21 protein-coding genes are annotated in these 20,289 nt (G+C 67.2%); 8 read left to right on the top strand and 13 right to left on the bottom strand.

What is annotated here, in order from left to right; translation table 11 throughout:
* Positions 1-26 precede the first annotated feature (26 nt).
* The 4 genes from fabG (at position 27) to mltG (ending at position 3,707) form a co-directional block, all read left to right on the top strand.
* Complete coding sequence (gene fabG / locus HLH48_RS17840) at positions 27-776, top strand: 3-oxoacyl-[acyl-carrier-protein] reductase (protein WP_182998869.1); 750 nt, start codon at positions 27-29, stop codon at positions 774-776.
* A 273-nt stretch (positions 777-1,049) separates the two neighbouring features.
* Positions 1,050-1,289 (top strand): acyl carrier protein, encoded by a 240-nt coding sequence (locus HLH48_RS17835; protein WP_012227163.1) that lies wholly within the window; start codon positions 1,050-1,052, stop codon positions 1,287-1,289.
* 51 nt (positions 1,290-1,340) lie between these two features.
* The gene (fabF, locus tag HLH48_RS17830) at positions 1,341-2,627 is read left to right on the top strand and encodes a beta-ketoacyl-ACP synthase II (protein WP_182998832.1); all 1,287 of its coding nucleotides are present in this window, start codon (positions 1,341-1,343) and stop codon (positions 2,625-2,627) included.
* Between the two features lie 87 nt (positions 2,628-2,714).
* Positions 2,715-3,707 carry an endolytic transglycosylase MltG gene (gene mltG / locus HLH48_RS17825; RefSeq protein WP_182998831.1) on the top strand — a complete coding sequence of 331 codons (993 nt, stop codon included), beginning with the start codon at positions 2,715-2,717 and terminating at the stop codon, positions 3,705-3,707.
* A gap of 2 nt (positions 3,708-3,709) precedes the next feature.
* Here the strand turns inward: mltG and HLH48_RS17820 are convergent, their stop codons facing one another.
* The 3 genes from HLH48_RS17820 to HLH48_RS17810 all read right to left on the bottom strand — a co-directional run bounded on the left by HLH48_RS17820 (position 3,710) and on the right by HLH48_RS17810 (position 6,066).
* On the bottom strand, positions 3,710-4,543 hold the full coding sequence (locus tag HLH48_RS17820) for a lipid-binding SYLF domain-containing protein (protein ID WP_373320262.1): 834 nt from the start codon (positions 4,541-4,543) through the stop codon (positions 3,710-3,712).
* A 165-nt stretch (positions 4,544-4,708) separates the two neighbouring features.
* On the bottom strand, positions 4,709-5,500 hold the full coding sequence (locus HLH48_RS17815) for an inositol monophosphatase family protein (RefSeq protein ID WP_182998830.1): 792 nt from the start codon (positions 5,498-5,500) through the stop codon (positions 4,709-4,711).
* Positions 5,501-5,532: 32 nt separating this feature from the next.
* A complete protein-coding gene (locus HLH48_RS17810) occupies positions 5,533-6,066 on the bottom strand; it encodes an MmcB family DNA repair protein (RefSeq protein WP_408871467.1) in 534 nt (177 codons plus the stop codon).
* 86 nt (positions 6,067-6,152) lie between these two features.
* On the opposite strand from HLH48_RS17810, the gene HLH48_RS17805 reads away from it, so the two are divergent.
* Entirely contained in the window at positions 6,153-7,055 is a 903-nt protein-coding gene (locus HLH48_RS17805; protein WP_182998829.1) for a glucosamine inositolphosphorylceramide transferase family protein, read from the top strand.
* Here HLH48_RS17805 and HLH48_RS17800 read toward each other — a convergent pair.
* The 6 genes from HLH48_RS17800 to HLH48_RS17775 form a co-directional block, all read right to left on the bottom strand.
* On the bottom strand, positions 7,043-8,128 hold the full coding sequence (locus tag HLH48_RS17800; protein WP_182998828.1) for a glycosyltransferase family 4 protein: 1,086 nt from the start codon (positions 8,126-8,128) through the stop codon (positions 7,043-7,045). The genes HLH48_RS17805 and HLH48_RS17800 overlap by 13 nt on opposite strands.
* Positions 8,129-8,151: 23 nt before the next feature.
* Complete coding sequence (locus HLH48_RS17795) at positions 8,152-8,862, bottom strand: NTP transferase domain-containing protein (RefSeq protein WP_182998866.1); 711 nt, start codon at positions 8,860-8,862, stop codon at positions 8,152-8,154.
* Positions 8,863-8,936: 74 nt separating this feature from the next.
* Positions 8,937-9,719, bottom strand: a complete 783-nt coding sequence (locus HLH48_RS17790) for a sterol desaturase family protein (protein ID WP_182998827.1) — start codon at positions 9,717-9,719, stop codon at positions 8,937-8,939.
* Positions 9,716-10,822, bottom strand: coding sequence for an LptF/LptG family permease (locus HLH48_RS17785; RefSeq protein WP_182998826.1), 1,107 nt, complete (start codon positions 10,820-10,822; stop codon positions 9,716-9,718). The genes HLH48_RS17790 and HLH48_RS17785 overlap by 4 nt, the downstream gene beginning before the upstream one ends.
* Entirely contained in the window at positions 10,819-12,027 is a 1,209-nt protein-coding gene (locus tag HLH48_RS17780; protein WP_182998825.1) for an LptF/LptG family permease, read from the bottom strand. Before HLH48_RS17780 ends, HLH48_RS17785 begins: the two co-directional genes overlap by 4 nt.
* A gap of 25 nt (positions 12,028-12,052) precedes the next feature.
* Positions 12,053-12,949, bottom strand: a complete 897-nt coding sequence (locus tag HLH48_RS17775) for a metallophosphoesterase family protein (RefSeq protein ID WP_264812808.1) — start codon at positions 12,947-12,949, stop codon at positions 12,053-12,055.
* 227 nt (positions 12,950-13,176) lie between these two features.
* On the opposite strand from HLH48_RS17775, the gene HLH48_RS17770 reads away from it, so the two are divergent.
* Both HLH48_RS17770 and HLH48_RS17765 read left to right on the top strand, forming a co-directional pair.
* Entirely contained in the window at positions 13,177-14,148 is a 972-nt protein-coding gene (locus tag HLH48_RS17770) for a diacylglycerol/lipid kinase family protein (protein ID WP_182998823.1), read from the top strand.
* A gap of 5 nt (positions 14,149-14,153) precedes the next feature.
* A complete protein-coding gene (locus HLH48_RS17765) occupies positions 14,154-15,113 on the top strand; it encodes a hypothetical protein (RefSeq protein WP_182998822.1) in 960 nt (319 codons plus the stop codon).
* A gap of 52 nt (positions 15,114-15,165) precedes the next feature.
* Here the strand turns inward: HLH48_RS17765 and spt are convergent, their stop codons facing one another.
* The 4 genes from spt to HLH48_RS17745 all read right to left on the bottom strand — a co-directional run bounded on the left by spt (position 15,166) and on the right by HLH48_RS17745 (position 19,742).
* A complete protein-coding gene (gene spt / locus HLH48_RS17760; RefSeq protein WP_182998821.1) occupies positions 15,166-16,362 on the bottom strand; it encodes a serine palmitoyltransferase in 1,197 nt (398 codons plus the stop codon).
* A gap of 4 nt (positions 16,363-16,366) precedes the next feature.
* Positions 16,367-16,618 carry an acyl carrier protein gene (locus tag HLH48_RS17755; protein ID WP_182950899.1) on the bottom strand — a complete coding sequence of 84 codons (252 nt, stop codon included), beginning with the start codon at positions 16,616-16,618 and terminating at the stop codon, positions 16,367-16,369.
* 187 nt (positions 16,619-16,805) lie between these two features.
* Positions 16,806-18,542, bottom strand: a complete 1,737-nt coding sequence (locus HLH48_RS17750) for a fatty acyl-AMP ligase (RefSeq protein WP_182998865.1) — start codon at positions 18,540-18,542, stop codon at positions 16,806-16,808.
* A gap of 66 nt (positions 18,543-18,608) precedes the next feature.
* The gene (locus HLH48_RS17745) at positions 18,609-19,742 is read right to left on the bottom strand and encodes a sensor domain-containing protein (protein ID WP_182998820.1); all 1,134 of its coding nucleotides are present in this window, start codon (positions 19,740-19,742) and stop codon (positions 18,609-18,611) included.
* A 134-nt stretch (positions 19,743-19,876) separates the two neighbouring features.
* On the opposite strand from HLH48_RS17745, the gene HLH48_RS17740 reads away from it, so the two are divergent.
* Positions 19,877-20,173, top strand: coding sequence for a hypothetical protein (locus HLH48_RS17740; RefSeq protein WP_182998819.1), 297 nt, complete (start codon positions 19,877-19,879; stop codon positions 20,171-20,173).
* Positions 20,174-20,289 lie beyond the last annotated feature (116 nt).

Here is a 20,289-nt window from a genome sequence, read left to right as displayed (position 1 = left end):
GTGATTTTTCAGGCAAGGACGGGTTGATGTTCAGGTTGGATGGCAAGACGGCGCTGGTGACGGGCGCATCGGGGGGAATCGGCGCCGCGATCGCGCGGACACTGCATGCCCAGGGGGCGCGGGTGGTGCTGTCCGGCACGCGCGAGGCCGTGCTGGCCGCGGTGGCGGCCGACATCGCGCCGGATGGCGCGCGGGTTCATGTCTGCCCGGCCGACCTGTCCGACCCCAAGGCCGCCGATGCGCTGGTTGCCGCCGCCGAGGTTGCGGCCGGCGCGCCGCTGGACATCCTGGTCAACAATGCCGGCCTGACGCGCGACGGGCTGGCGATTCGCATGAAGGACGAGGACTGGAATCGCGTGCTGGAGGTCGATCTGGCGGCACCCTTCCGCCTGTGCCGCGCCGTGCTGAAGGGCATGCTGCGCCGGCGGGCCGGGCGAATCGTCAGCATCGCCTCGATCGTCGGCGTGACCGGCAATGCGGGCCAGGCGAATTATGCCGCGGCCAAGGCGGGCATGATCGGCATGACCAAATCCCTGGCGCAGGAGGTGGGATCGCGCGGCGTGACCGTCAACGTCGTGGCGCCGGGCTTTATCCAGACCGCGATGACCGACGTGCTGCCGGAGGCGCAGCGCGAGAAGCTGCTGGCCGGGATTCCGCTGGGCCGGATGGGAAAGCCCGAGGATATCGCCGCCTCCGTCGCCTATCTGGCGTCGGACGAGGCCGGGTGGATCACGGGTGCGACGCTGAACGTCAATGGCGGGATGGCGATGCCCTGATTGCCCCGGCCCCGCTGATTCCGCTGGACGCAGGCGGGGATATGGCGGACAAGAATCCGAATTTGTCGGGCCTGTGGCGGAGTTTGGCGGGGGATTGTGACCGAAAGAAGATCCGCCGCCTTGGCTATTGCCGGGGAACCGTGCTAATCCGCCGCTGCTTCGTCCGGGAGCGGGCTGGACATGGTCCGGCGGTTCCGTTTCGCGGGACGTCAGACAGGACGAATGAATTTCGAACCGCCCGTATCTCTTGGGGCAGACAGGAAGCGAAGACAGATGAGCGAAATCGCTGACAAGGTTAAGAAGATCGTGGTCGAGCACCTCGGCGTCGAGGAAAGCAAGGTCACGCCGGAGGCCTCCTTCATCGACGATCTGGGCGCGGACAGCCTGGATACCGTCGAACTGGTGATGGCCTTCGAAGAGGCTTTCAGCGTCGAGATCCCGGAAGATGCGGCCGAGAAGATCGCAACCGTGAAGGACGCGATCGATTATATCGAGAAGCAGAAAGCCGCCTGAGGCTGCTTCTCTGCCGGGACGTCGGATTTTGTGATCAGGGAGCGGTGCGGGTTGATACAATCTGCCGGAGGAGCGTCGGGACATCGGCGCGTTGTTGTTACCGGTATGGGCATTGTCAGCCCGCTCGGGCTCGGGCTCGAACATAACTGGTCGCGCCTGATCGCCGGCGAAAGCGGGATCGGCCGCATCGCCTCGTTCGATCCGTCCGATCTGGCCGCGCATGTCGCCGGCGAGGTGCCGGTCGGACCGACCGAGGCGGGCTGCCTGACATTGTCCGACTGGGTGCCGGTCAAGGACCAGAAGAAGATGGATCGCTTCATCCATCTGGGTCTTGTCGCGGCGACCGAGGCGGTCGAGGATTCCGGGTGGAAGCCCGAATCCGAGGAGGACCGCTGCCGCACCGGCGTGATGATCGGTTCGGGCATCGGCGGCCTTCAGACGATTTATGACGCGTCGATCACGGTGCATGAGGGACGGGCGCGCCGCCTGTCGCCCTTCTTCATTCCGTCGGCGCTGATCAACCTGGTCTCGGGCCATGTGTCGATCAAATACGGCTTCAAGGGCCCCAATCATTCGGTCGTGACCGCGTGCGCCACCGGCGTGCATGCGATCGGCGATGCCTCGCGCCTGATCATGCTCGGCGATGCCGACGTGATGGTGGCCGGGGGCGCCGAGGCGGCGGTGTGCCCGCTGGGCATTGCCGGATTCTGCTCGGCGCGCGCGCTGTCCACCGCGTTCAACGATGCGCCGGAAAAGGCCTCGCGCCCCTGGGACCGCGATCGCGACGGCTTCGTCATGGGCGAAGGCGCCGGCATCGTGGTGCTGGAGGAATATGAGCACGCCAAGGCGCGTGGCGCGCGGATCTATGGCGAGATCGTCGGATACGGCATGTCCGGCGACGCCTATCATATCACCGCGCCGGCCGAGGGGCATGAAGGTGCCTATCGCGCCATGCAGGCTGCCGTGCGCAGCGCCGGCATCGCGGTTTCCGATATCGGATACGTGAATGCCCATGGTACTTCGACCATGGCGGACGACCTGGAATTGCAGGCGGTCGAGCGCCTGTTCGGCGATGACGCGGGGAAGCTTGCGATGTCGTCGACCAAATCGGCCATCGGCCATCTGCTGGGCGCCGCCGGGGCGGTCGAGGCGATTTTCTCGATCCTCGCGATCCGCGACAATGTCGCGCCGCCGACGTTGAACCTGGACAACCCGTCCACCGAAAGCGCGATCGACCGGGTGGCCCACGAAGCGCAGCGCCGCAGGATCGATGTCGCCCTGTCGAACAGTTTCGGGTTCGGTGGCACCAACGCCAGCATCATCGTGCGCGGCGTCTGAGCCCGTCTGGACGGACGGATCGGGCGTTCGCCTGATCCGTAAGCCCGGGCTCTTGCCTTCGGTATCGTGACGCGGAAAAAGAGCATCATGCTCAAGCGTCTTCTGATTTTCAGCCTGTTTCTGCTGCTGGCGGTCTGCGCGGCGGGCGGGGGTATCGCGGTGTGGGGATGGTGGCGCTATGGCGCGCCGGGACCGGCGCCGGACGCCCGCGCGGTGGTGATCGCCCGCGGGGGATTGGCCAGCACGGCGGCCATCCTGCAACGGGCAGGGGTGATCGCGCCGGGTTCGTTGAACAGCCTGCTGTTCCGCGTGGCGGTTCATCTGACGCGCCATGACGGTGTGCTGCATGCGGCGGAGCTGGAGTTTCCGGCCCATGGTTCGCTGCGTGACGTGCTGTTCGTGCTGCGCCATGCCAGGCCGGTGGTGCATCGCCTGACCGTGCCCGAGGGGTTGTCCGCCATCCAGGTGGCCGAGCTGATCGACCGGGTAACGGTGCTGACGGGGCCGGCGCTGGCACCGCCGGACGAAGGGACGGTGTTGCCGCAGACCTATGATTATGAATGGGGGACGCCGCGCGCCACCCTGCTGGCCCGCATGCGGGCGGCCATGACGGCGACGCTGGACGTGGTCTGGCGGGACCGGGTGCCGGTGGCGGAAATCCCCGATCGTCGGACGTTGCTGATCGTGGCGTCGATGGTCGAGCGCGAGACCGCGATCGCGGCCGAGCGGCCCCTGGTGGCCCGGGTCTTCATCAACCGGCTGCGCCTTGGCATGCGGCTGCAATCCGACCCGACGGTGGTGTATGGGATCAATCGCGGGGCCGGGCCGCTGGGGCATGCGCTGACGCGGGCCGAACTGGATGCGCCCGGGGCTTATAATACCTACACGTTGCCGGGGCTGCCGGCCGGGCCGATCTGCGCGCCCGGCCGGGCCGCGCTGGAGGCGGTGGCGCATCCCGCCGACAGCGACGCGCTGTATTTCGTCGCCGATGGCAGCGGGGGGCATGCGTTCGCCAGCAGCCTGTCGGACCACAACCGCAATGTCGGCGCCTGGCGCGCGCGCCAGGCGCCGGGACGGTAATCTCAGGGAGGCGACAGGGGCTGGCTGCGGACCGGGCCGGAGGTGGGGACATTGACCTGGGACTGCTCGGCATAGCCGCCCCCGCCGGGCTGGACGGAGGCCGGCGGCGCCATGGCGGGCGTGCCGGCAGTGGCCTTGGCCTGGACCTCGCTCAATGCGGCGCGCAGGGGATCGGCGCCGGGATTGTTGACCCGCATGGAGACGACGATATCCTCGGGCCCGACGACCTGGTTGTAATAGGCGCGGTTCGCGCCGCTATTGACCGTCAGCTTCGAGCCGCCGAGCGCCGCGCCGGCGAACAGGCCCTTGGATTTCTGCAACGCCATGATATCGGTGTTGCGCTCGCCCGCCGTGCCGCTTTCGATGCCCGTTCCCATGGTCGCGAACGACGCCGCGGCGTTGGCACCGAACTGGAACTGGCTGTCCAGCAGCGCCTGGAGGCCACGGTCGGTCATGACGAAGAACATCATCTCGGAATCCTGCATGCCGAGCTGGATGCCCACATTGGCCGAACTGAGCGTGTAGAAGGCCGGATCGGACCACGAACCCCGGGCATCGCGCGACAGCAGGACGCAGCCGCCGCCCGCGCCGCCGAAGCCGATCGACATGCGGAAGATCGACGGGCAGACCATCACCGCGCGGGCCTGGGTCATGTAGCGGGTGATCTTGCTGTTCGGGCCCGCGCCGTTGAACAGGTCGCGCACCGTCAGGGTCGCGCGGTCGACCAGGGACTGCTGTCGTTCGCTCGACGCCAGGGCCGGCGCGGCCGAAAGCGCCAGCGCGATGGCCGCCAGGACCAGGGGCGCGCGGGGCGGGAGGGTGCGGGCCGGGGGAATGCGCGAAAAACCGTCTCGCAAGGGCGTGCTCCGTAGTTTCCGGCGTTGCGGTGCCGGCCTGATCAATAAGGAATTTCGCGTGCGCCGGAACGGGTCCGGGCGCGCCACCGTCAGCCTTCTCCGCTAGCGGATTTTTATGGCGTAACCATGGCTGGCGGCGGCCGGTCAGTCCAGCGTCACCGCCAGCGCCTTCGACAGATCGGCGGCGATTCCCGGCGCCGACGCCAGCAGGGTGATGCCGCGCTCCAGCCCGCCGTCTCGCAGGAACGGCGAGAAACGGGCCCCGGTTTCCTCCAGCAGCACCAGCGCCGCCGCCACGTCCCACAGGTTGATGGCCATTTCCAGATAGCCGTCCAGCCGGCCGCACGCGATATCGGCCAGGGCCAGCGCGCCGGAGCCGCCGGAGCGGGGCATGGCGCCCAGATCCAGGATCGCCGCCATCTTCGCCGCGTAGACGCCTTCGGATACCTTGTTGCTCCAGCCCATCTCGATCATTGCGGAGCCGGTGTCCGTGACCGGCGAGGCCTGGATCGGCCGGCCGTTGAGGAAAGCGCCGTGGCCGCGCACGGCGGTATAGGTTTCGTTCAGCGCCGGGGCCTGGATGATGCCGGCGACGGGCTGGTCGCCGTCCATCAGGCCCAGCGAGACGCACCAGCGCGCGCGGCCGCGCGCGTAGTTCGAGGTGCCGTCGATCGGATCGACCACCCAGCGCAGGCGGCCGGTGCGGGTGCGTCCTTCTTCCTCGCCCTGGAAACCGTCCTCGGGGAACAGGGCGCCGATCCGTTCGGAGATCAGGGCCTCGACCGCGCCGTCGGCTTCGGTCAGCCAGTCCTGGGCGCTCTTCTGCCTGCCCGATGGCCCGCCCGGCGGCGGACGCATCGCCATGGCCAGGTCGGCCGCATCGCGGACGATGGAGCGCGCGGCCTCGAACCGGCACAGGATGGCGGCGTCGGACATCGGGAATCCTTTCATGGGTGGTGGGCGCGCGGTCATTCCACCCGCCTTGCCGCGCGCAGGGCGGTGGTGATGGCCGGGTCGTCCAGGCGGGCCAGTCGCCCGGCCGCCTGGGTGGCGAACAGCCATGTCAGTTTCCGCCGCCGGGCGGCCGGCAGCGCATTGGTGACCGGAGCGCGCAGGATGGCGGTTTCGGCGATCACGTTCAGCCCGGCGGGCAGGCTGTCGGTGTCGGCAACCATGATCCCGGTCGCCTCGGGCAGCAGGGAGAGGGGAAAGGCGCGATCGACCGCGAAAAAAAGCTGGTCGCACCACGCGCGGTAGCAGGTCCATTTCCGGTCGGCCAGGAAGTCGCGGGGGCCGGACTTGATTTCGATACAGGCGAATCCGTTGTCGGGCAGCAGGGCCATGACGTCGGCGCGGCGTCCATCGGGCAGGACCAGTTCGTTCAGCGCCGCCCAGCCCATCTGGCCGCAGAGATGGTTGACCGCGCGGCGGATGGCGATCTGGGTCTGGATGGGATCGACGGGCATCGGGCGCACCATGCCACGGGGCGCGCGGCGCGTCACGGGCGCCGAGGTTTCCGAACCTCGCCGGATGCGATAGACCGCTCGGCGGCCGTCATGGAAGCGGTGTGACGGCATGGGGGAGGGGCATGGGCATCCTGCGGACCGATATCTGGCGGACCGGCATCCTGTCCTGCCCGCTGTCCGACATCCTGGCGCGGGGCGGGGTCGACGGGCTGCCGGTGACCTGGCTGCCGGACCCCGGTCCGTTCCGTTTCCTGGCCGATCCGTTCGGACTGTGGCGGGACGATCGGCTGTATCTCTTTGCCGAGGCCTATGATTATCGCGACCGGATTGGCCGGATCGATGTCTTCGTCTTCGATCGGGCGCTGCGGCTGCTCGATGCGCGGCCGGTGCTGTCCGAGCCGTGGCATCTTTCCTATCCAGTGGTGATCGTCGATGAGGGCGAGATCTATCTGCTGCCCGAGGCCTATCGGTCGGGCCGGCTGACGCTGTATCGCGCCGTGTCCTTTCCTGATCGCTGGGAGAAGGTTTCCGGCTTCGCCTTTCCCGAAGCGGCGATCGATGCGTCGCCGGTGCGGATCGAGGACAGGTGGTGGATGTTCTACAGCCCGCCCGGCGGGTCGGGTGCGGACAGGCAGAGCCTGCTGCATGTCGCCTGGGCCGACAGGCTGTGCGGCCCGTGGCACCGGCACCCCGGTAATCCGGTGCGGCGGGACCGGCGGAGCGCGCGGCCGGGGGGCACGCCGGTCGCGACCGGCGGGCAGGTCGTGCTGCCGACCCAGGATTGTACGGCGACCTATGGCGGCGCGATCGTGCCGCTGGCGATTAGCGAACTGACGCCGGAGCGGTTTGCCGCGCGGGCCGGGACGCCGATCGTCGCGCCGGCGGACTGGGCGCCCTCTACCGACGGCCTGCACACGCTGTCCGCCGTCGGGGAGGTGACGCTGGTGGATGCGAAGCGGATCAGCCGGTCGCCGCGCCGGATCGCGATCGAGCTGGAGCGGCTGGCCCGGCGTCAGGCGCGCTGAGGGCGCGTGAGCCGGTCGAGAATCGCCAGCCCGGCGGCATCGAACCGTTGGGGGGCGAACAGATCCAGCACGCGGGTTCGCGCGGCCTGGCCCATGGTGGAAAGCGCCTGGGGCTGGCGGAGCGCACTTGCCAGCGCCTCGGCCAGGGCGGCGGGATCGGCGGGGGGGACCAGGAGTCCGGAGATGCCATCCTGGATCGTGTAGGGGATTTCGCCGACCGCGGAGGCGATCGGGGCCAGGCCGGCCTGCATGGCCTGATGCACGCCGATGCACAGCCCCTCGTGCCGCGAGGGCTGGATGTAACCGTGCTGGGTGGACAGGAACGCGGTCGCCGCGCTGGTGAAGCCGGCCAGGCGCAGCGTGGTCAGAGCGTGCTCGCGGATCAGGCGTTCGATCTGCGGCCGGGCGTCGCCTTCGCCGGCGATGGTCACCTGGAAGGGGGGTAGGGTGGGATCGGTCTTCAGCAATGCCAGGGCCTGGCACAGGATGTCGTAGCCCTTGACCGGATGCAGGCGGCCCAGCGAGCCGAGGCGTACCGTCTCGCCGGGTTGCCACGGGCGGGCCGCCGGGCAGCCGGGGTCGGCGCGGAAGATCGGCCAGAGGGCCGCGCGGTCGGCCGGGATATGCAGCCGGTCGCGCATGACATGCAGCACGCAGGTGGAATCGGCGACCCAGACGCGGCTCAGTGACCGCAGGCCACGGAGCAGGCGGGTATTGGCGGGACTCAGCCCGGCGGAATGCTGCCAACTGACGACCGGGATGCGGCGGATCAGCCCCACCAGTTGCCCCAGCACGGTTGCCCGGGTCAGGGAGGTCCAGAGCAGGTCGGGGCGCCACTGCGTCATCCGGCGGTCCAGCCAGCGGAGGGTGCCCAGGTGGCCGCGCTGGGCGCCGGGGTGGATGTCGACCGCCAGGCCCGCCGCCTGGAGTGCCGGCAGGGCACGGCCGTCGCGGCGTTGCAGCGCGAAGATCGCGACCTCGTGCCCCGCGCGGCGCAGGACGTTCGTGATGTCGGGCACGGGGAAGGCGGCGCCGCCGCCTTCGACCGAGTTGATGATATAGGCAATGCGCATGGGTCAGGCGCGGGAAACCCGCGTCATGCGGGGGATGTCCGCAGCAGGGATTCCACCAGAGCCAGATCGGCGGGTTTGTCGACATCCACGGCGGCGCGGCCGTCGGGCAGGGCGACGAGTCCGACGGAGGCCCGGCTGAGGCTGCCCACCCGGGCGCACAGGGCCGCGCGGGTCAGGCCGCCGGTCAGGTAGCGCAGCAAGGTGCCGATTCCGAGCAGGCGCGCCATGCGGATCGGCCGTTTGCGTTCCTTTTCGAGTCGCTGCCACAGCTCCACCACGCCGATCGCCGCCGGGGTGCGGAACAGGAACAGGTTGCAGCCGGAAAAGGCGCCGTCGGCGAGGCGGATCATCGTGCGTCTGGTGCCGGGAACATCGCGCGCGATGTCGGCCTCCATGGCGATGGCGGCGGCCATGTCGCAATCCGCGTCGACCGAATCGAGGAAGGTGTCGATCCATTCCGGGCGCAGCAGCGCATGGTCGGCGGTGGTGACCAGCAGCGGAGTGCCGAGCGTGCGCAGGGCCTGCATCACGCTGGCGCTGGGACCGGCGGCCGGGGGCAGGAAATCGACCGCGTGCTCCAGCACCAGGCCGGCCAGGATGCCGGGGGTTTCGATACTGATGACGATCCGGCCGATGCGGGGATTGGCGGCGAGCGCGTCGAGCACCCGCGCGATCATCGGCCGGCCGGCCACGGGCAGGATCGCCTTGTGCGAGACGTTGGCGGCGCTGGCCATCGGGTCCTCGATGCCGGCGCGGGTGCCGGCCAGGACCAGGACGGTCAGCGGTGCGGGCGCCGGGATGCCTGCCGTCACGCCGCGTTCCGCTGGGGGGTGGCGCCGTCGGGCCGGTCGCGCGGGGGGGCGCCGGTCTGTTCCATCACCCAGGGGTAGCGGGTGGCTTCCTCGATATCGTAGCCCAGATTGAAGACGTGCGGGCTGCGGGGCCGGGCGCGGGCATCGACGTAATAGGTGCCGAACGCCCGGTCGACGACGAAGCTGGTGATGCCGTAATTGCCGTCCTCGTCGTGGAAATGATGCAGGACGTGGCGCTGCTTCATCTTCTGGATCCAGCGCATCCGCGGCTTGTAGTTGAGGTGCTGGATGCAGTGGAAGAATTCATAGATGCAGGTGATGACCAGCCCGGTGCCCATCGCCGCGGCGGCACCGCCCACATGCCCGATCAGGTAGCCGATCGGCAGGGTGATGATGGCGATGGTGGGGATGGTGTTCAGCGGCGAGCCGAACAGGACGTCCAGTAGATGCGGGTCCTGATGATGGTCGAAATGGATGCGCTTCCACAGCGTCGCGGTCCATTTCATCCGATAGAGGAAGCGGCCGTGCAGGATGAAGCGGTGAATCATGTACCATGCCAGCGGATAGACCGCGACGACGGCACCGGCGGCGATCAGGGTCGGCCCGATGCCGGGGAAATTCCGTGCCAGCACGACGAAGCTGATCGCGGCCAGCACGACATAGAGCAGGATCGTCGGATAGGTCAGGTAGGCGATCCACAACTGACGGAGATCCATTTTCCCCAGGTCGAAGCTTCGGCCGGTACGAAGGCTCGTGTTGCGTAGGGTCGTGCCGATCATCTCTCTTCAATCCTCAACACCAGGGCACAGACGGCGAGCGTGAAGATCACGATGCCGGGCAGGGTCGCCGCCGGGGCGGGCAGCGTGCCGGCATTGCCCAATGCCCGCAGCATGCCCTGGAAGACCATGAACAGCAGGCCAGCCCCCAGGCACCAGACCGGTAGCCAGCTTCGCGTTCCGCTCCGTGGTGGGATATAGACCACCGGCAGGGCCAATAACAGCATAACCGCAAAGCTGAAGGGGGTGAGCAGGCGTGCGAGCAGCGCGGTGCGCAGGGCCGCCGCCGGTTGGGACGCGGGAGCGCGGCCGCGCAGGGCGGCGATGATGGCAGCGGCAGAAAGGGGGGGAGTGTCCATCGACAGCCGGATCATGTCGGCGGGGCGCAGCCCGGCCGGCCAGCCATGCTCCAGCGCAGGCGCGGGCGGCAGGACCGTCGTGCGGACGATGGCCCCGGTGGGTTCCAGGCTGCGTCCTCCCTCGTCGCTCCAGGCGCCGTTCGCATAGCGCAGCGTGGCGAGGTGCAGGGTGCGGCGCAGGCGGCCGTCCGGGTCGCGCTGATAGAGGTCGACGCGCGAGAGGGTCGTGCCGCCCCCTGCGACGTAGCCGACATCGATCAGCGTCCTGCCCGAGCGGAACCAGAAGCTCCGCCCGCCTTCGGGGTGGGGATCGGTGCGGTTCCACCAGCGTGCCAGCGCCAGTTCCGCGCGCGGCGTGAGCTGGTCGTCGACCAGTGCGCCGGCCACGCCCAGCGCCAGGACGGCCGGCAGCATCAGGCGTGCGAGGCCGGGGGTGGTGAGGCCGGCGGCCCGAAGAATCGCGATCTCGCTGCCCGTCGTCATCTGCACCAGCAGGAGCAGCGCGCCGATCAGCACCGCCAGCGGCAACGCGCTGCCGACCAGCATCGGCGCGTGCAGCACCATGAAATAGGCGATGCCGGCCGCGCCCTGATGCCGTTCCAGGATCGGCGTCAATTGTTCCAGCAGCGCCAGGATTTCCATCAGGGCCAGCAGGATCGCCGCTGTCGTCAGGACGCGCCCGACCAGTTCGCGCGTTAGGTAGCCGATCAGCACGTTGCGCGCGGGCGAGGGGGATGGGGGGTTCATGATGACGGGCTGGCCGACGCGCGGGTGGGCAGGCGGGCGAAGGGACCGTGCCAGGTCCGGCCGCTGCCGGCCGATCCGGCGCGGTGGACGATCAGCCAAATGCATGACCCGCAGAACAGCAGGAGCGGCCCCCAGATGACCAGCCAGGGCGACATCGCGCGACTGGCGACCAGGCTGAGCCCCAGTTGCAGCGCATGGTCGAACCCGACCAGGCTGATGGCGGCGATCGCGAGCCCCGGATTGCGGCGCTGGCGCTTGGCCATGCCTGCCAGCGCGCAGGCCAGGACCGGGATGAAGGGAATGGCCAGGGCGCGGGCGATCCGGAAATGAAGCTCCGCCACCAGGTGGGGCCGGCGGATCGTCGGATCGGCGGAATGCACCTTTCGCAGCAGTTCGAACAGGGTCAGTTCGCGTTCGTCGGTACCGCGGCTGCGGAAGGCGCGGGCCTGGGAGACGGTCTGGAAGATGCGGGTGGAGGTGTCGAACAGGGTCAGCGTGGGCGCCGCGTCCCGCCGGTCGGTGACGATGATGCCGTGTGCCAGGTCCAGCCGGACCGACGACCGGTCATCGGCGATGTGCAGGGTGCCGCTTTCGGCGGAGATGTCGCGCTCCAGCCCGTCGCTTCGGTCGCGGATGAAGACGTGGTGCAGCCGGGTGCCGGCGCCGTCGACCCGATCCGCCGTCAGCATCAGCGTGCCGGTGGGGGTCGCGAACATGCCGCTCTGGAGGTGGGGGGTCCAGCCCGCGTGGGCGGCGAAATACATCGCCTGCCGGAAATCGTAGCGGGCGTAGGGCTGGATGAAGCCGTAGAGGCTGAATCCGACCAGGCCCAGGGCCGCACCGACCACGACGAAAGGGCGCGTTATGCGCAGCAGCGAGACGCCGCTGGCCATCAGGGCGTCGATCTCGTTGTTATCGCTCATCCGGCGCACGACAGAAAAGACGCTGACGCAGATCGCGGCCGGCAGGGCCAGGCCCAGGTAATGGGGGACCAGGTCGGCCAGCAGTCCGGCGAAGATCTTGAGCGTGCCGCCATCCGCCGCCAGCACGTTCAGCAGGACCAGCAGCCGTTCCAGCAGCAGCGCGGTCATCACCACGGCCAGCGAAATCAGGAATGGCGGCGCCATCTGCCGGACGAGATAGCGGTCCAGGGTGCCCGGCGTGATCCTTTGCAGCAAGACGGAAGGGCGGGGCGCGCGCATCATGTCGGCCAACTCATACAGCCATCGCCTAGGGGAGGCGATAGACATCGAAGCGCCAGGGGGGAAGCTGACGGACCGGCCGGCCCGGTGCGACCAGGCGGCGGTGGAATTCGGCCGCATATCCGCGCTTGGTGCAGGTGATGCGGATATGGTGCCAGGCGGCCGTGCGCTGCTGTTCCGGCGCCAGCATCGAGGCAGACGCGATTCCGAGCACGGGCACCGTCGCCGTCGGGCCGGGCAGGGACGACAGGCCGGAACGATGGCTGTGGCCATGCAGGACCAGTTCCGCCCCCGAGCGGGCGATCGCGGCCGCGAACAATCCGGCATCCCGCAGCGCCTTGCGGCGGGACACGATGCCGGGCACCGGCGGATGGTGGATCATGACCACACGGAAGGCGCCCTCGCGGCCGGTTTCGTGCAGCAGGTCGGCCAGGTGGGCGGCCTGCGCCGGGCCGATCCGGCCGGCGGCGGAAAACCATGGGGTGGGGCAGGCCGAATTGACGCCGATCAGCGCGACCATGCCGACGCGCCGGACAAAGGGAAAATCCTGGGGGCGGGCCGCCATCCAGGGTTTCCATAGGCCCAGCGTGGCGTCCCAGGGCTCGGACACCAGCATGTCGTGGTTGCCGGGGACGATCGCGGTCTGCTCGGGCAGGCGCGTCGCGACCCAGGCCGCCGCGCGCCGGTATTCCACGGGAAGGCCCAGATTGGTCAGGTCGCCGGTCAGGGCCACGGCATCCGGCGTCATGGCGCGGAGATCGGCGACGAGGGCTTCGAGGACCGTGTCCACATGCAGGAACCGTCGCCGGTGCCGCCAGGAAAACTGGCTGGTCATGCGTTTGTTCAGCAGGCCCCATGCCGGAAAGCGCAGTCCGTCATGCGCCAGGTGCAGGTCGGACAGATGGGCCAGGGTGATGGCAGTCACGGCTTGCTCCGCATTGTCGTCAGGTTCCATGTCCCATACCGGTTCACGATCTTGCAATAACGTCGGGAACGCGGCTTATGGCCTGAGAGGCTGTTGCGAACTCGGCCAGCCGGGCGACGGTGCCGCGGGGCGGCACGGCCGGCATGTTTTGCCGAACGTCGGATCCTCATCAGCATGCATGTCCGGGCTGGCCTCGGGGTGTCGGTAACGAAAGAGGTCGATAGGGAGTGAGCGAGCGATTCGCCCTGATCCACAATCCGCGCAGCCGTCGGAATCGCCGCGAAGACGGCTCGTTCCGTCGGTGTGCGTCCCAGGCGCTGGGGCCGCTGTTCTTCCATTCGGCCGCCGGATCGGGCCTGGTCGCGATCGTGGCCGAGTTGGCGCGGCGGGAAATCGGGGTGGTGGCGATCGACGGCGGCGACGGCACCGTCAGCGATGTGATGTCCGCCATTCATCAATGCTATCCGGCCGATGCCCTGCCGGCGCTCGCCGTGCTGCCGTCGGGCAATACCAACCTGATCGCCGCCGATGTGGGATTCGGCCTGCGTGGCGAGGCGGCGCTGGAACGGTTGAGCGTCCTGGCCAGCGTGGGCGGGTTGCGCCGGCAGGTCGTGCGGCGTGACGTGCTGGCGGTTTGCTGGTCAGATCCGGCGCGTCCGGCGGTGCTGGGAATGTTTCATGGTGCCGCCGCTTTTACCCGCGGAATCCGCATCGCTCATCGACCGGCCATTCTCAATCGCTTTTCGCACGATCTGGCGGTTGGGGTCGCGATCGCGTCCTCGCTGGGACGGCTGGTTTTCCGTTCGACCCGACGCCAATGGCTGGGCGGCGATCCCATGACGCTTGCCGTCGGGGACGAGGCGCCGCGGACGGCGGATTATTTCCTGTTCATGGCCACCACGCTGGATCGCCTGCCTGGCGGGATGTGGCCGTTCGCCCGGTGCGGGGGGGGCGGGTTGTCCTATCTGAGTGTGGATGCCTTTCCCGAACATCTGCTCTCCGCGACCTGGTCGCTGCTGCGGGGGCGGTCCACCGCGTGGCTGGACAATTCGCCATCCTACCGGCGTGGCCGGACCGGTCATCTGGCCCTGCGGCTGGGGGGTGAATTCGTGCTGGATGGCGAAATTCTGGATTCCGGTCCGGATGGGCGCACCTATCTCTCGGCCGGGCCGGCCTTCGATTTCATTCGGAACATCTGATCGCCATGGATGATGTGGGACGTGATTCTTTCGCCGCCGGGCGGGTTGCCCGCATCCTGGCGGAAGAACTGATTCGGCCGGTGGTTCCGGAGGTGACGGCGTTCGTCGCCGAATTGGTCCGGGGGACGCGGGTACTGGGGGTTCTGTTCTACGGCTCGGGCCTGCGGCAGGTGGATCCGGAGGGGGTTCTCGATTTCTACATCGTGCTGGATCGGCAGGCCGACTGGCCGCGTGGCGGGGTGGCGCGCGAGGCGAACGCGCTGTTGCCGCCGAATGTCGAATATCATGAGCGCATGATCGATGGCCGCGGCGTGCGTGCCAAGGTCGCTATCCTGACCATCGCGCAATTCCGGGCGCTGACCGCGCGCGGCAGTCTGGATACCACGGTCTGGGCCCGGTTCTGCCAGCCGGCGCGGCTGGTCTGGGTACGGGATGCGGCGGCGGCCGATGCGATCCTGGGGTGCCTGATCCGCGCCGTGGCGGTCGCTGCGTGGTGGGCGGCCGTTCTGGGGCCGGACAGCGGGATGGCGCGGGATTTCTGGGAGGCCTTGTTCCGCCGCACCTATGCGGCGGAATTGCGAGTCGAGGGGGGGGATCGGTCGATTGCCCTGCTGGCCGGGAATCCCGGAGGGCGGTTTGATGCGTTGCTGCCGGCGGCCTGGGCCGCGTCGGGCCTGCGCTTCGTGCAGGAGGGCGACCGGCTGTGCCCGGCGGTTTCGGCGGAAACACGCGCGCGGGCGGGCCGCCAATGGCGGATGCGCGCTGAACTGGGGCGCCCGCTGAATGTCGCGCGGCTGTTCAAGGCCGCCTTCACCTTCGTCGGCGGCGCGCGTTACATCGCCTGGAAAATACGCCGCCATCGTGGCTTCGACCTTGCGCTGACCCCGTTCGAAGCTCGGCATCCCCTGGTTTGCCTGCCGTGGCTGCTCTGGCGGCTGAAGGGGAGCGGGATGTTCCGGCGGTAACGGTATGAGGCTCTCGACCGCTCCTGTCAGATGGCAGGAGCGGGGAGTGACCTTACCGACCGACTCCCATTTCGCGGGCCACGGTGGCGAAGATTTCGATCGCGTGGTCGATCTGCCCGGCGGTATGCGTCGCCATCACCGATGTGCGCAGCAGCGGGTGCTGGTCGGGGGTGGCGGGCGGCAGGCTGAGATTGACGTACACGCCCAGGTCCAGAAGCCGGTTCCAGAACCGTACCGCCTGATCGACCTCGTCCAGCACGACCGATACGATGGGGCTGGCCTGTGGGCCGGTGCGCAGGCCGATGGCGTTCAGGCCGGCATGCAGACGCCGGGCATTGTCCATCAGCCTATGCCGAAGCTCCGGCCGGCGTTCCAGTTCACCCAATGCCGCCATGGTGGCCGCGATCACGTCCGGCGGAAGCGACGCGGTGAACATATAGGGCCGCGAACACAGCCGGATCAGGTCCAGCCCGTCCTGGTCCGAGACGCAATAGCCGCCAACGGTGCCCAGGCTCTTGGAGAAGGTGCCGACGACGAAATCGACATCGGCCTCGACCCCGCTGGCTTCGGCGACGCCGCGTCCATGCTCGCCCATGACACCGACGGAGTGCGCTTCGTCCGCCAGCAGCCAGGCGCCGGATTCGCGCTTCACCGCGGCGAATTCGGCCATCGGCACTACATCGCCCATCATCGAGTAGATGCCTTCGACGACGATGAGCTTCGCACCCGGCGTGCCATCCAGGCGGCGCAGGCGCTTATGCAGATCCTCGGGGTCGTTATGGCGGAAACGGATGACCTGCGCCTGGCTGAGCCGGCTGCCGTCATAGATGCTGGCATGGCTGTCGGCATCCAGCAGCAGGTAATCATCCTTGCCGGCGAGGGCCGAGATCATGCCCAGATTCGCCTGGTAGCCGGTCGAGAAGACCATGCAATGCCGGCGGCGGAAGAACGTGGCGATGCGTGCTTCCAGTTGGCGGTGCAGGCTCTGGGTGCCGTTGGCGATGCGCGAGCCGGTCGTGCCGACGCCGTGGGTGCGCAGCGTGTCGATCGCCGCTTCGATCGCCGCTTCGCTCTGGCTGAGGCCCAGATAATTATTGGTGCCGAACAGCAGGGTCTCGCGTCCCTCGATCATGCCCAAAGTCGAGGATAGAGGGCGGTCGATGACGACGGAAAACGGGTTGCGGCCTCCGCCATGGGTCACGGCCGCCAGCGAACGGGCCAGCGGCTCGTATTTGGTGAAGATCGACATCGAGTCAGTCGCCCTGCTTCAGGGATACGATGCAGTTGGCCAGGTCGTCGATGGTGCGGATGTCGGCAAGCCGGTCGAGCGGAACGGAGACGTCGAGGGAATCCTCGATTTCCATCACGAAATTCATGACCGCGAGTGAATCGAAGGCCAGGTCTTCGACGATCTTGCTGCTGCCGCTGATGTCGCGGGGAACCTTGGGGTTCGCCAGTAGCGTCTGGATGATGAGGGCAGAGACGTCCGCGACCGTTTCACTCATTATAAAGCATCCTTATTGCGCGGCCGTTCCCGTATGACGCGCACGGACCCCGCCTGCCATGTCGGGGCAGGGCAGTCTGGCGGACTGCCTGCGGCCCCTTCCAACAAAAGAGGATGCTCTTATATCGAAATCCGGTCGGATGGCCAGTATCGAAGCGGGGGCCTGTCGTGGGGCAGACCCGCGTGGATCATGCGACTGAGGCGGTTTCGCTGACCGAGTCGAAGGCACCGGACAGCAGCATGGCCTTGGCCCGCGCACGCGTGAGCTTGCCCGACGAGGTTTGCGGCAGCGTGTGAGGCGGGATCAGAATGACCGAGACATCGACCCCATGCTGGCGGCGGAACAGGTTGGCGGCTTCGTTGCGCAGCGTTTCGCGGGCCTCGGGCGTGGAGGCGCGGCACTGGATCAGGGCCACGACCTTCTCCCCCTTTTCCTGGTCGATCGAAAAGACCGCGACATCGCGGCTGCGCAGCGCGCCGATTTCGGTCTCGGCCGACCATTCCAGGTCCTGCGGCCAGATATTGCGACCATTGATGATGATCAGGTCCTTGGCGCGGCCGGTCACGACCACCTGCCCGTCGATCATGTAACCAAGGTCGCCGGTATTCAGCCAGCCATGGGCATCCAGCACGCGCTGGGTTTCCTGGGGCTGGTTGAAATAGCCGCGCATCAGGCTGGGACCACGGACGAAAATGGTGCCGACCTTGCGGTCCGGTTGGGAACGACCGGCGGGATCACGCACTTCCAGTTCGTGCTCGGGCAGAACCTTGCCGCACAGGATGAACGTTCTGAGCGCGTGGGACGGATCGTTCGACGGGCGCGCGACCCCCTGTGTTTCCAGGAACCGCAGATCGACCGTATCGGTCTGTATGCCGGTATGCAGGGGCACGAAGCTGATGGCCAGAGTCGCTTCCGCCATGCCGTAGCTGGCGGTGAAGGCGCGGGCATCGAAGCCCGAAGCCGCGAAGCGTTCGGCGAATTCCTCCAGGATATGGTGGCGGATCATGTCGCCGCCGATCCCCGCGACGCGCCAGCAGGACAGTTCGAGCGTGACCGTCGAGGCGCGGCGGGCGCACAATTCGAAGCCGAAGGACGGGCTGTAGGAAATGGTGCCGCGATTGCGGCTGATCAGGTCCAGCCAGACGTGGGGACGACGGGCGAACTCGCGCGTTGGCAGCATATCGACGGTCAACTGACAGGTGACCGGCGTCAGGAAGAAGCCGACGAGGCCCATGTCATGATACAGCGGAAGCCACGATACGCATCGATCGCCGGTTTCGCGGACTTTCAGCCCGTCGCGCGCGATCGCGCGGGCGTTGGCCATGCCCGATTGCTGGGTGACGGCGACCCCCATCGGGAAGCGGGTGCTGCCCGAGGAGAATTGCAGGTAGGACAGATCGTCCGGCGAGACGCGCGGCAGGGTGACCGGACCGACCGGCAGGGCCATCAGGTCCGACGGACCGCCGCCGAAGCGCAGATCGAAGCCCGCGACGATCTCGCTCGTCCAGCCGGCGATGATGTCGGGCACGATCACGGCGGCGGCGCCGGCGCTCTCGATCATGCCGCGCAGGGTCGTCACGTAGCCTTCGCGGCCGCCGAAGGCGACCGGCAGCGGCAGCGGGGCCGGCACCAGACCCGCATATTGGCAGCCGAAGAAGATGCGGGCGAAATCACCATCGCTTTCCGCGACGATGGCAACCCGCTCACCCGGGCGCAGGCCCAATGTCAGCAGCCGTCGTGCGACATCGAGGGCCTGTTCGCGCAACGTTCGGTAGGGGATGCATTCCAGCAGTTGGCCACGTCCCGAATAGACGTTGAATCCCGCTTCCCCAAGGGCCGCGTAATCCAGAGCTTCCGGAAACGTTGCAAAATCGCCCAGGCGTCGCGCCTGACCAGAATCTGTCGGAGTCGGATCGAGTGTCATTTCAGGCAACGAATCTTCCACCTGGAGCATGTAATCAAGGCAGGTTTAAAGCGATGGCGAAGGCGTTCACGAATGCGCCTTGCGAAGGAATTCTACGATGGCATCCGCGCCGATCGGCGCAGTCGGCCCGTCATCCGCAAGACCGAATGTCTCGCGTATATATGTTTTCTGCCGGTCAAGGAAATCCGGGTGGCCGGCGATGGCACCCTCCAAGGCCTCGCCAAGGCCGGCTACCGTATCGATCACCGGCCCCAGAGACCAAAATAAGTAGTCTGGATTGTCCTGCCATTTCGTCCCATGCGCGTCAAGAAACAGGCAGGGACGCGGTTTGATCAGAAATTCGGCGACCTGGCTGCTGACGTCGCCCAGATAGAAGTCGGCACCCATTGTATAAGTCATGTCGACGCTGCGGGGGCTGCCCGGATCGATCAGCATATGTGGTATTCCCTCATAGGCCCGCTGGATGCGCGCGGCTTCGTCGCGATCTGCGTCGAACAGGCGGTAGTGCGGGGCGAAAACAAGATTGTATCGATCCTGATTGGCAAAATAATCCAGTATTTGAGTGCCTGACTTATACCACGATGTCAGCCGCCGGTTGAAATGCGGATTGTAGAGAACAGTTGGGCGTCCGTTGCCGAACAGTGGCGGAGCGTTGCGATGCATCAGTCGCACGAGATCGAATTTGGCATAGACCCCTATGACGTAGTGCCCAGGTTGCAGTGTGCCCTCCGCCAGCAGGCGATTCTCCAGCTTCCTTCCTGCCATCAGGATAAAATCGAAATGTCGGACATCCCGGGCGAAGCCGATCGCCCGGTCTCCGGCGCCGTGGCGGGTCCAGATCAGGCGCGGGCCGCGTACGCCCAGTCTGCGGAGATAGAGTGATGTACGTTCAGGAACGACAATGGCCTGAAATGTCTTGAAATAATTCTTGTTAAAAAGAAGCGCTGCGATCTTTGTCAGAACGCTCGGCCCGCGGCGAGTCAGTTGCCGCTGTAATGGTCCGGGTAGGGTCAGGCGTTCATAGGTGACCCGCGAGTCGGGATACAGGTCGGCCAGACGCCTTATATAGGCTTCCTGCTCCTCCGTCAGGGAGGCGATATGGATCGCGATATCCGGATGGCGGCGCGCGATTTCCAGGGCGATCGGCAGCGAGTGCGCGACCTGATGAGGCTGGGCGATGAAGGGAAAGACGATGCGCATCGGGATCGGGCCGGGTCCGGATTGAGTGTCGGGAGAGTGAAATCCACCGGCCGTATCGGGGGCTAGGCTGGGTTGAGACGGCTGGCTGGTGACGCGATCAACGGGCGTGTCGCGTTGCCGGTCAGCAAGGTGGCATGGCTGAAGGCTGGGATCCGGGTGGTTCGTTCGTGGTTTCATGGATTGGTGAGGCGGAGGGCGCGAGAAGAAAGGAGCCTGCTTGTCGGTTCAGAAAAGAGCCGCGGCGAAGCGTCAGCGTCGAACAGATAGGGTGGCAGGGTAGAAACATGAAAGGTGGCGAGGGTAAAAAATCGCTCGCTGGCGTTGGAGGCTGCCTTGATCTGTCGGAACGGAGATGGTCAGCAATGGCCGTTTTCCGGGGTATTTTGCGCGCGCGGCAAAGTTTTTTGATTTTTTCTGAACTCTTGAGTTGACGGTATTTGGGGTGGGGTGTAGATCGCTGTTCACCGCCGGGGCTGCTGTTCTTGACCTGGTGGCCTGGCTCTGCTAGTTTCTTTGGCCCTGTTGGGGGTGGATGAGATTAGAAGAT

The organism is Gluconacetobacter sacchari (genome assembly GCF_014174255.1).
In the GTDB taxonomy this organism is placed as follows: Bacteria; Pseudomonadota; Alphaproteobacteria; order Acetobacterales; family Acetobacteraceae; genus Gluconacetobacter; species Gluconacetobacter sacchari.
This window is presented reverse-complemented; position numbering and strand designations above follow the sequence as displayed.

What these genes read in the sequence shown, in the direction of transcription:
- fabG (WP_182998869.1), top strand. Translation starts at nt 27, where the DNA reads ATGTTCAGGTTGGATGGCAAGACGGCGCTGGTGACGGGCGCATCGGGG.
- HLH48_RS17835 (WP_012227163.1), top strand. Translation starts at nt 1,050, where the DNA reads ATGAGCGAAATCGCTGACAAGGTTAAGAAGATCGTGGTCGAGCACCTC.
- mltG (WP_182998831.1), top strand. Translation starts at nt 2,715, where the DNA reads ATGCTCAAGCGTCTTCTGATTTTCAGCCTGTTTCTGCTGCTGGCGGTC.
- HLH48_RS17815 (WP_182998830.1), bottom strand. Translation starts at nt 5,500, where the DNA reads ATGTCCGACGCCGCCATCCTGTGCCGGTTCGAGGCCGCGCGCTCCATC.
- HLH48_RS17805 (WP_182998829.1), top strand. Translation starts at nt 6,153, where the DNA reads ATGGGCATCCTGCGGACCGATATCTGGCGGACCGGCATCCTGTCCTGC.
- HLH48_RS17800 (WP_182998828.1), bottom strand. Translation starts at nt 8,128, where the DNA reads ATGCGCATTGCCTATATCATCAACTCGGTCGAAGGCGGCGGCGCCGCC.
- HLH48_RS17795 (WP_182998866.1), bottom strand. Translation starts at nt 8,862, where the DNA reads ATGGCCAGCGCCGCCAACGTCTCGCACAAGGCGATCCTGCCCGTGGCC.
- HLH48_RS17790 (WP_182998827.1), bottom strand. Translation starts at nt 9,719, where the DNA reads ATGATCGGCACGACCCTACGCAACACGAGCCTTCGTACCGGCCGAAGC.
- HLH48_RS17785 (WP_182998826.1), bottom strand. Translation starts at nt 10,822, where the DNA reads ATGAACCCCCCATCCCCCTCGCCCGCGCGCAACGTGCTGATCGGCTAC.
- HLH48_RS17780 (WP_182998825.1), bottom strand. Translation starts at nt 12,027, where the DNA reads ATGATGCGCGCGCCCCGCCCTTCCGTCTTGCTGCAAAGGATCACGCCG.
- HLH48_RS17765 (WP_182998822.1), top strand. Translation starts at nt 14,154, where the DNA reads ATGGATGATGTGGGACGTGATTCTTTCGCCGCCGGGCGGGTTGCCCGC.
- spt (WP_182998821.1), bottom strand. Translation starts at nt 16,362, where the DNA reads ATGTCGATCTTCACCAAATACGAGCCGCTGGCCCGTTCGCTGGCGGCC.
- HLH48_RS17755 (WP_182950899.1), bottom strand. Translation starts at nt 16,618, where the DNA reads ATGAGTGAAACGGTCGCGGACGTCTCTGCCCTCATCATCCAGACGCTA.
- HLH48_RS17750 (WP_182998865.1), bottom strand. Translation starts at nt 18,542, where the DNA reads ATGACACTCGATCCGACTCCGACAGATTCTGGTCAGGCGCGACGCCTG.
- HLH48_RS17745 (WP_182998820.1), bottom strand. Translation starts at nt 19,742, where the DNA reads ATGCGCATCGTCTTTCCCTTCATCGCCCAGCCTCATCAGGTCGCGCAC.
- HLH48_RS17740 (WP_182998819.1), top strand. Translation starts at nt 19,877, where the DNA reads ATGGCTGAAGGCTGGGATCCGGGTGGTTCGTTCGTGGTTTCATGGATT.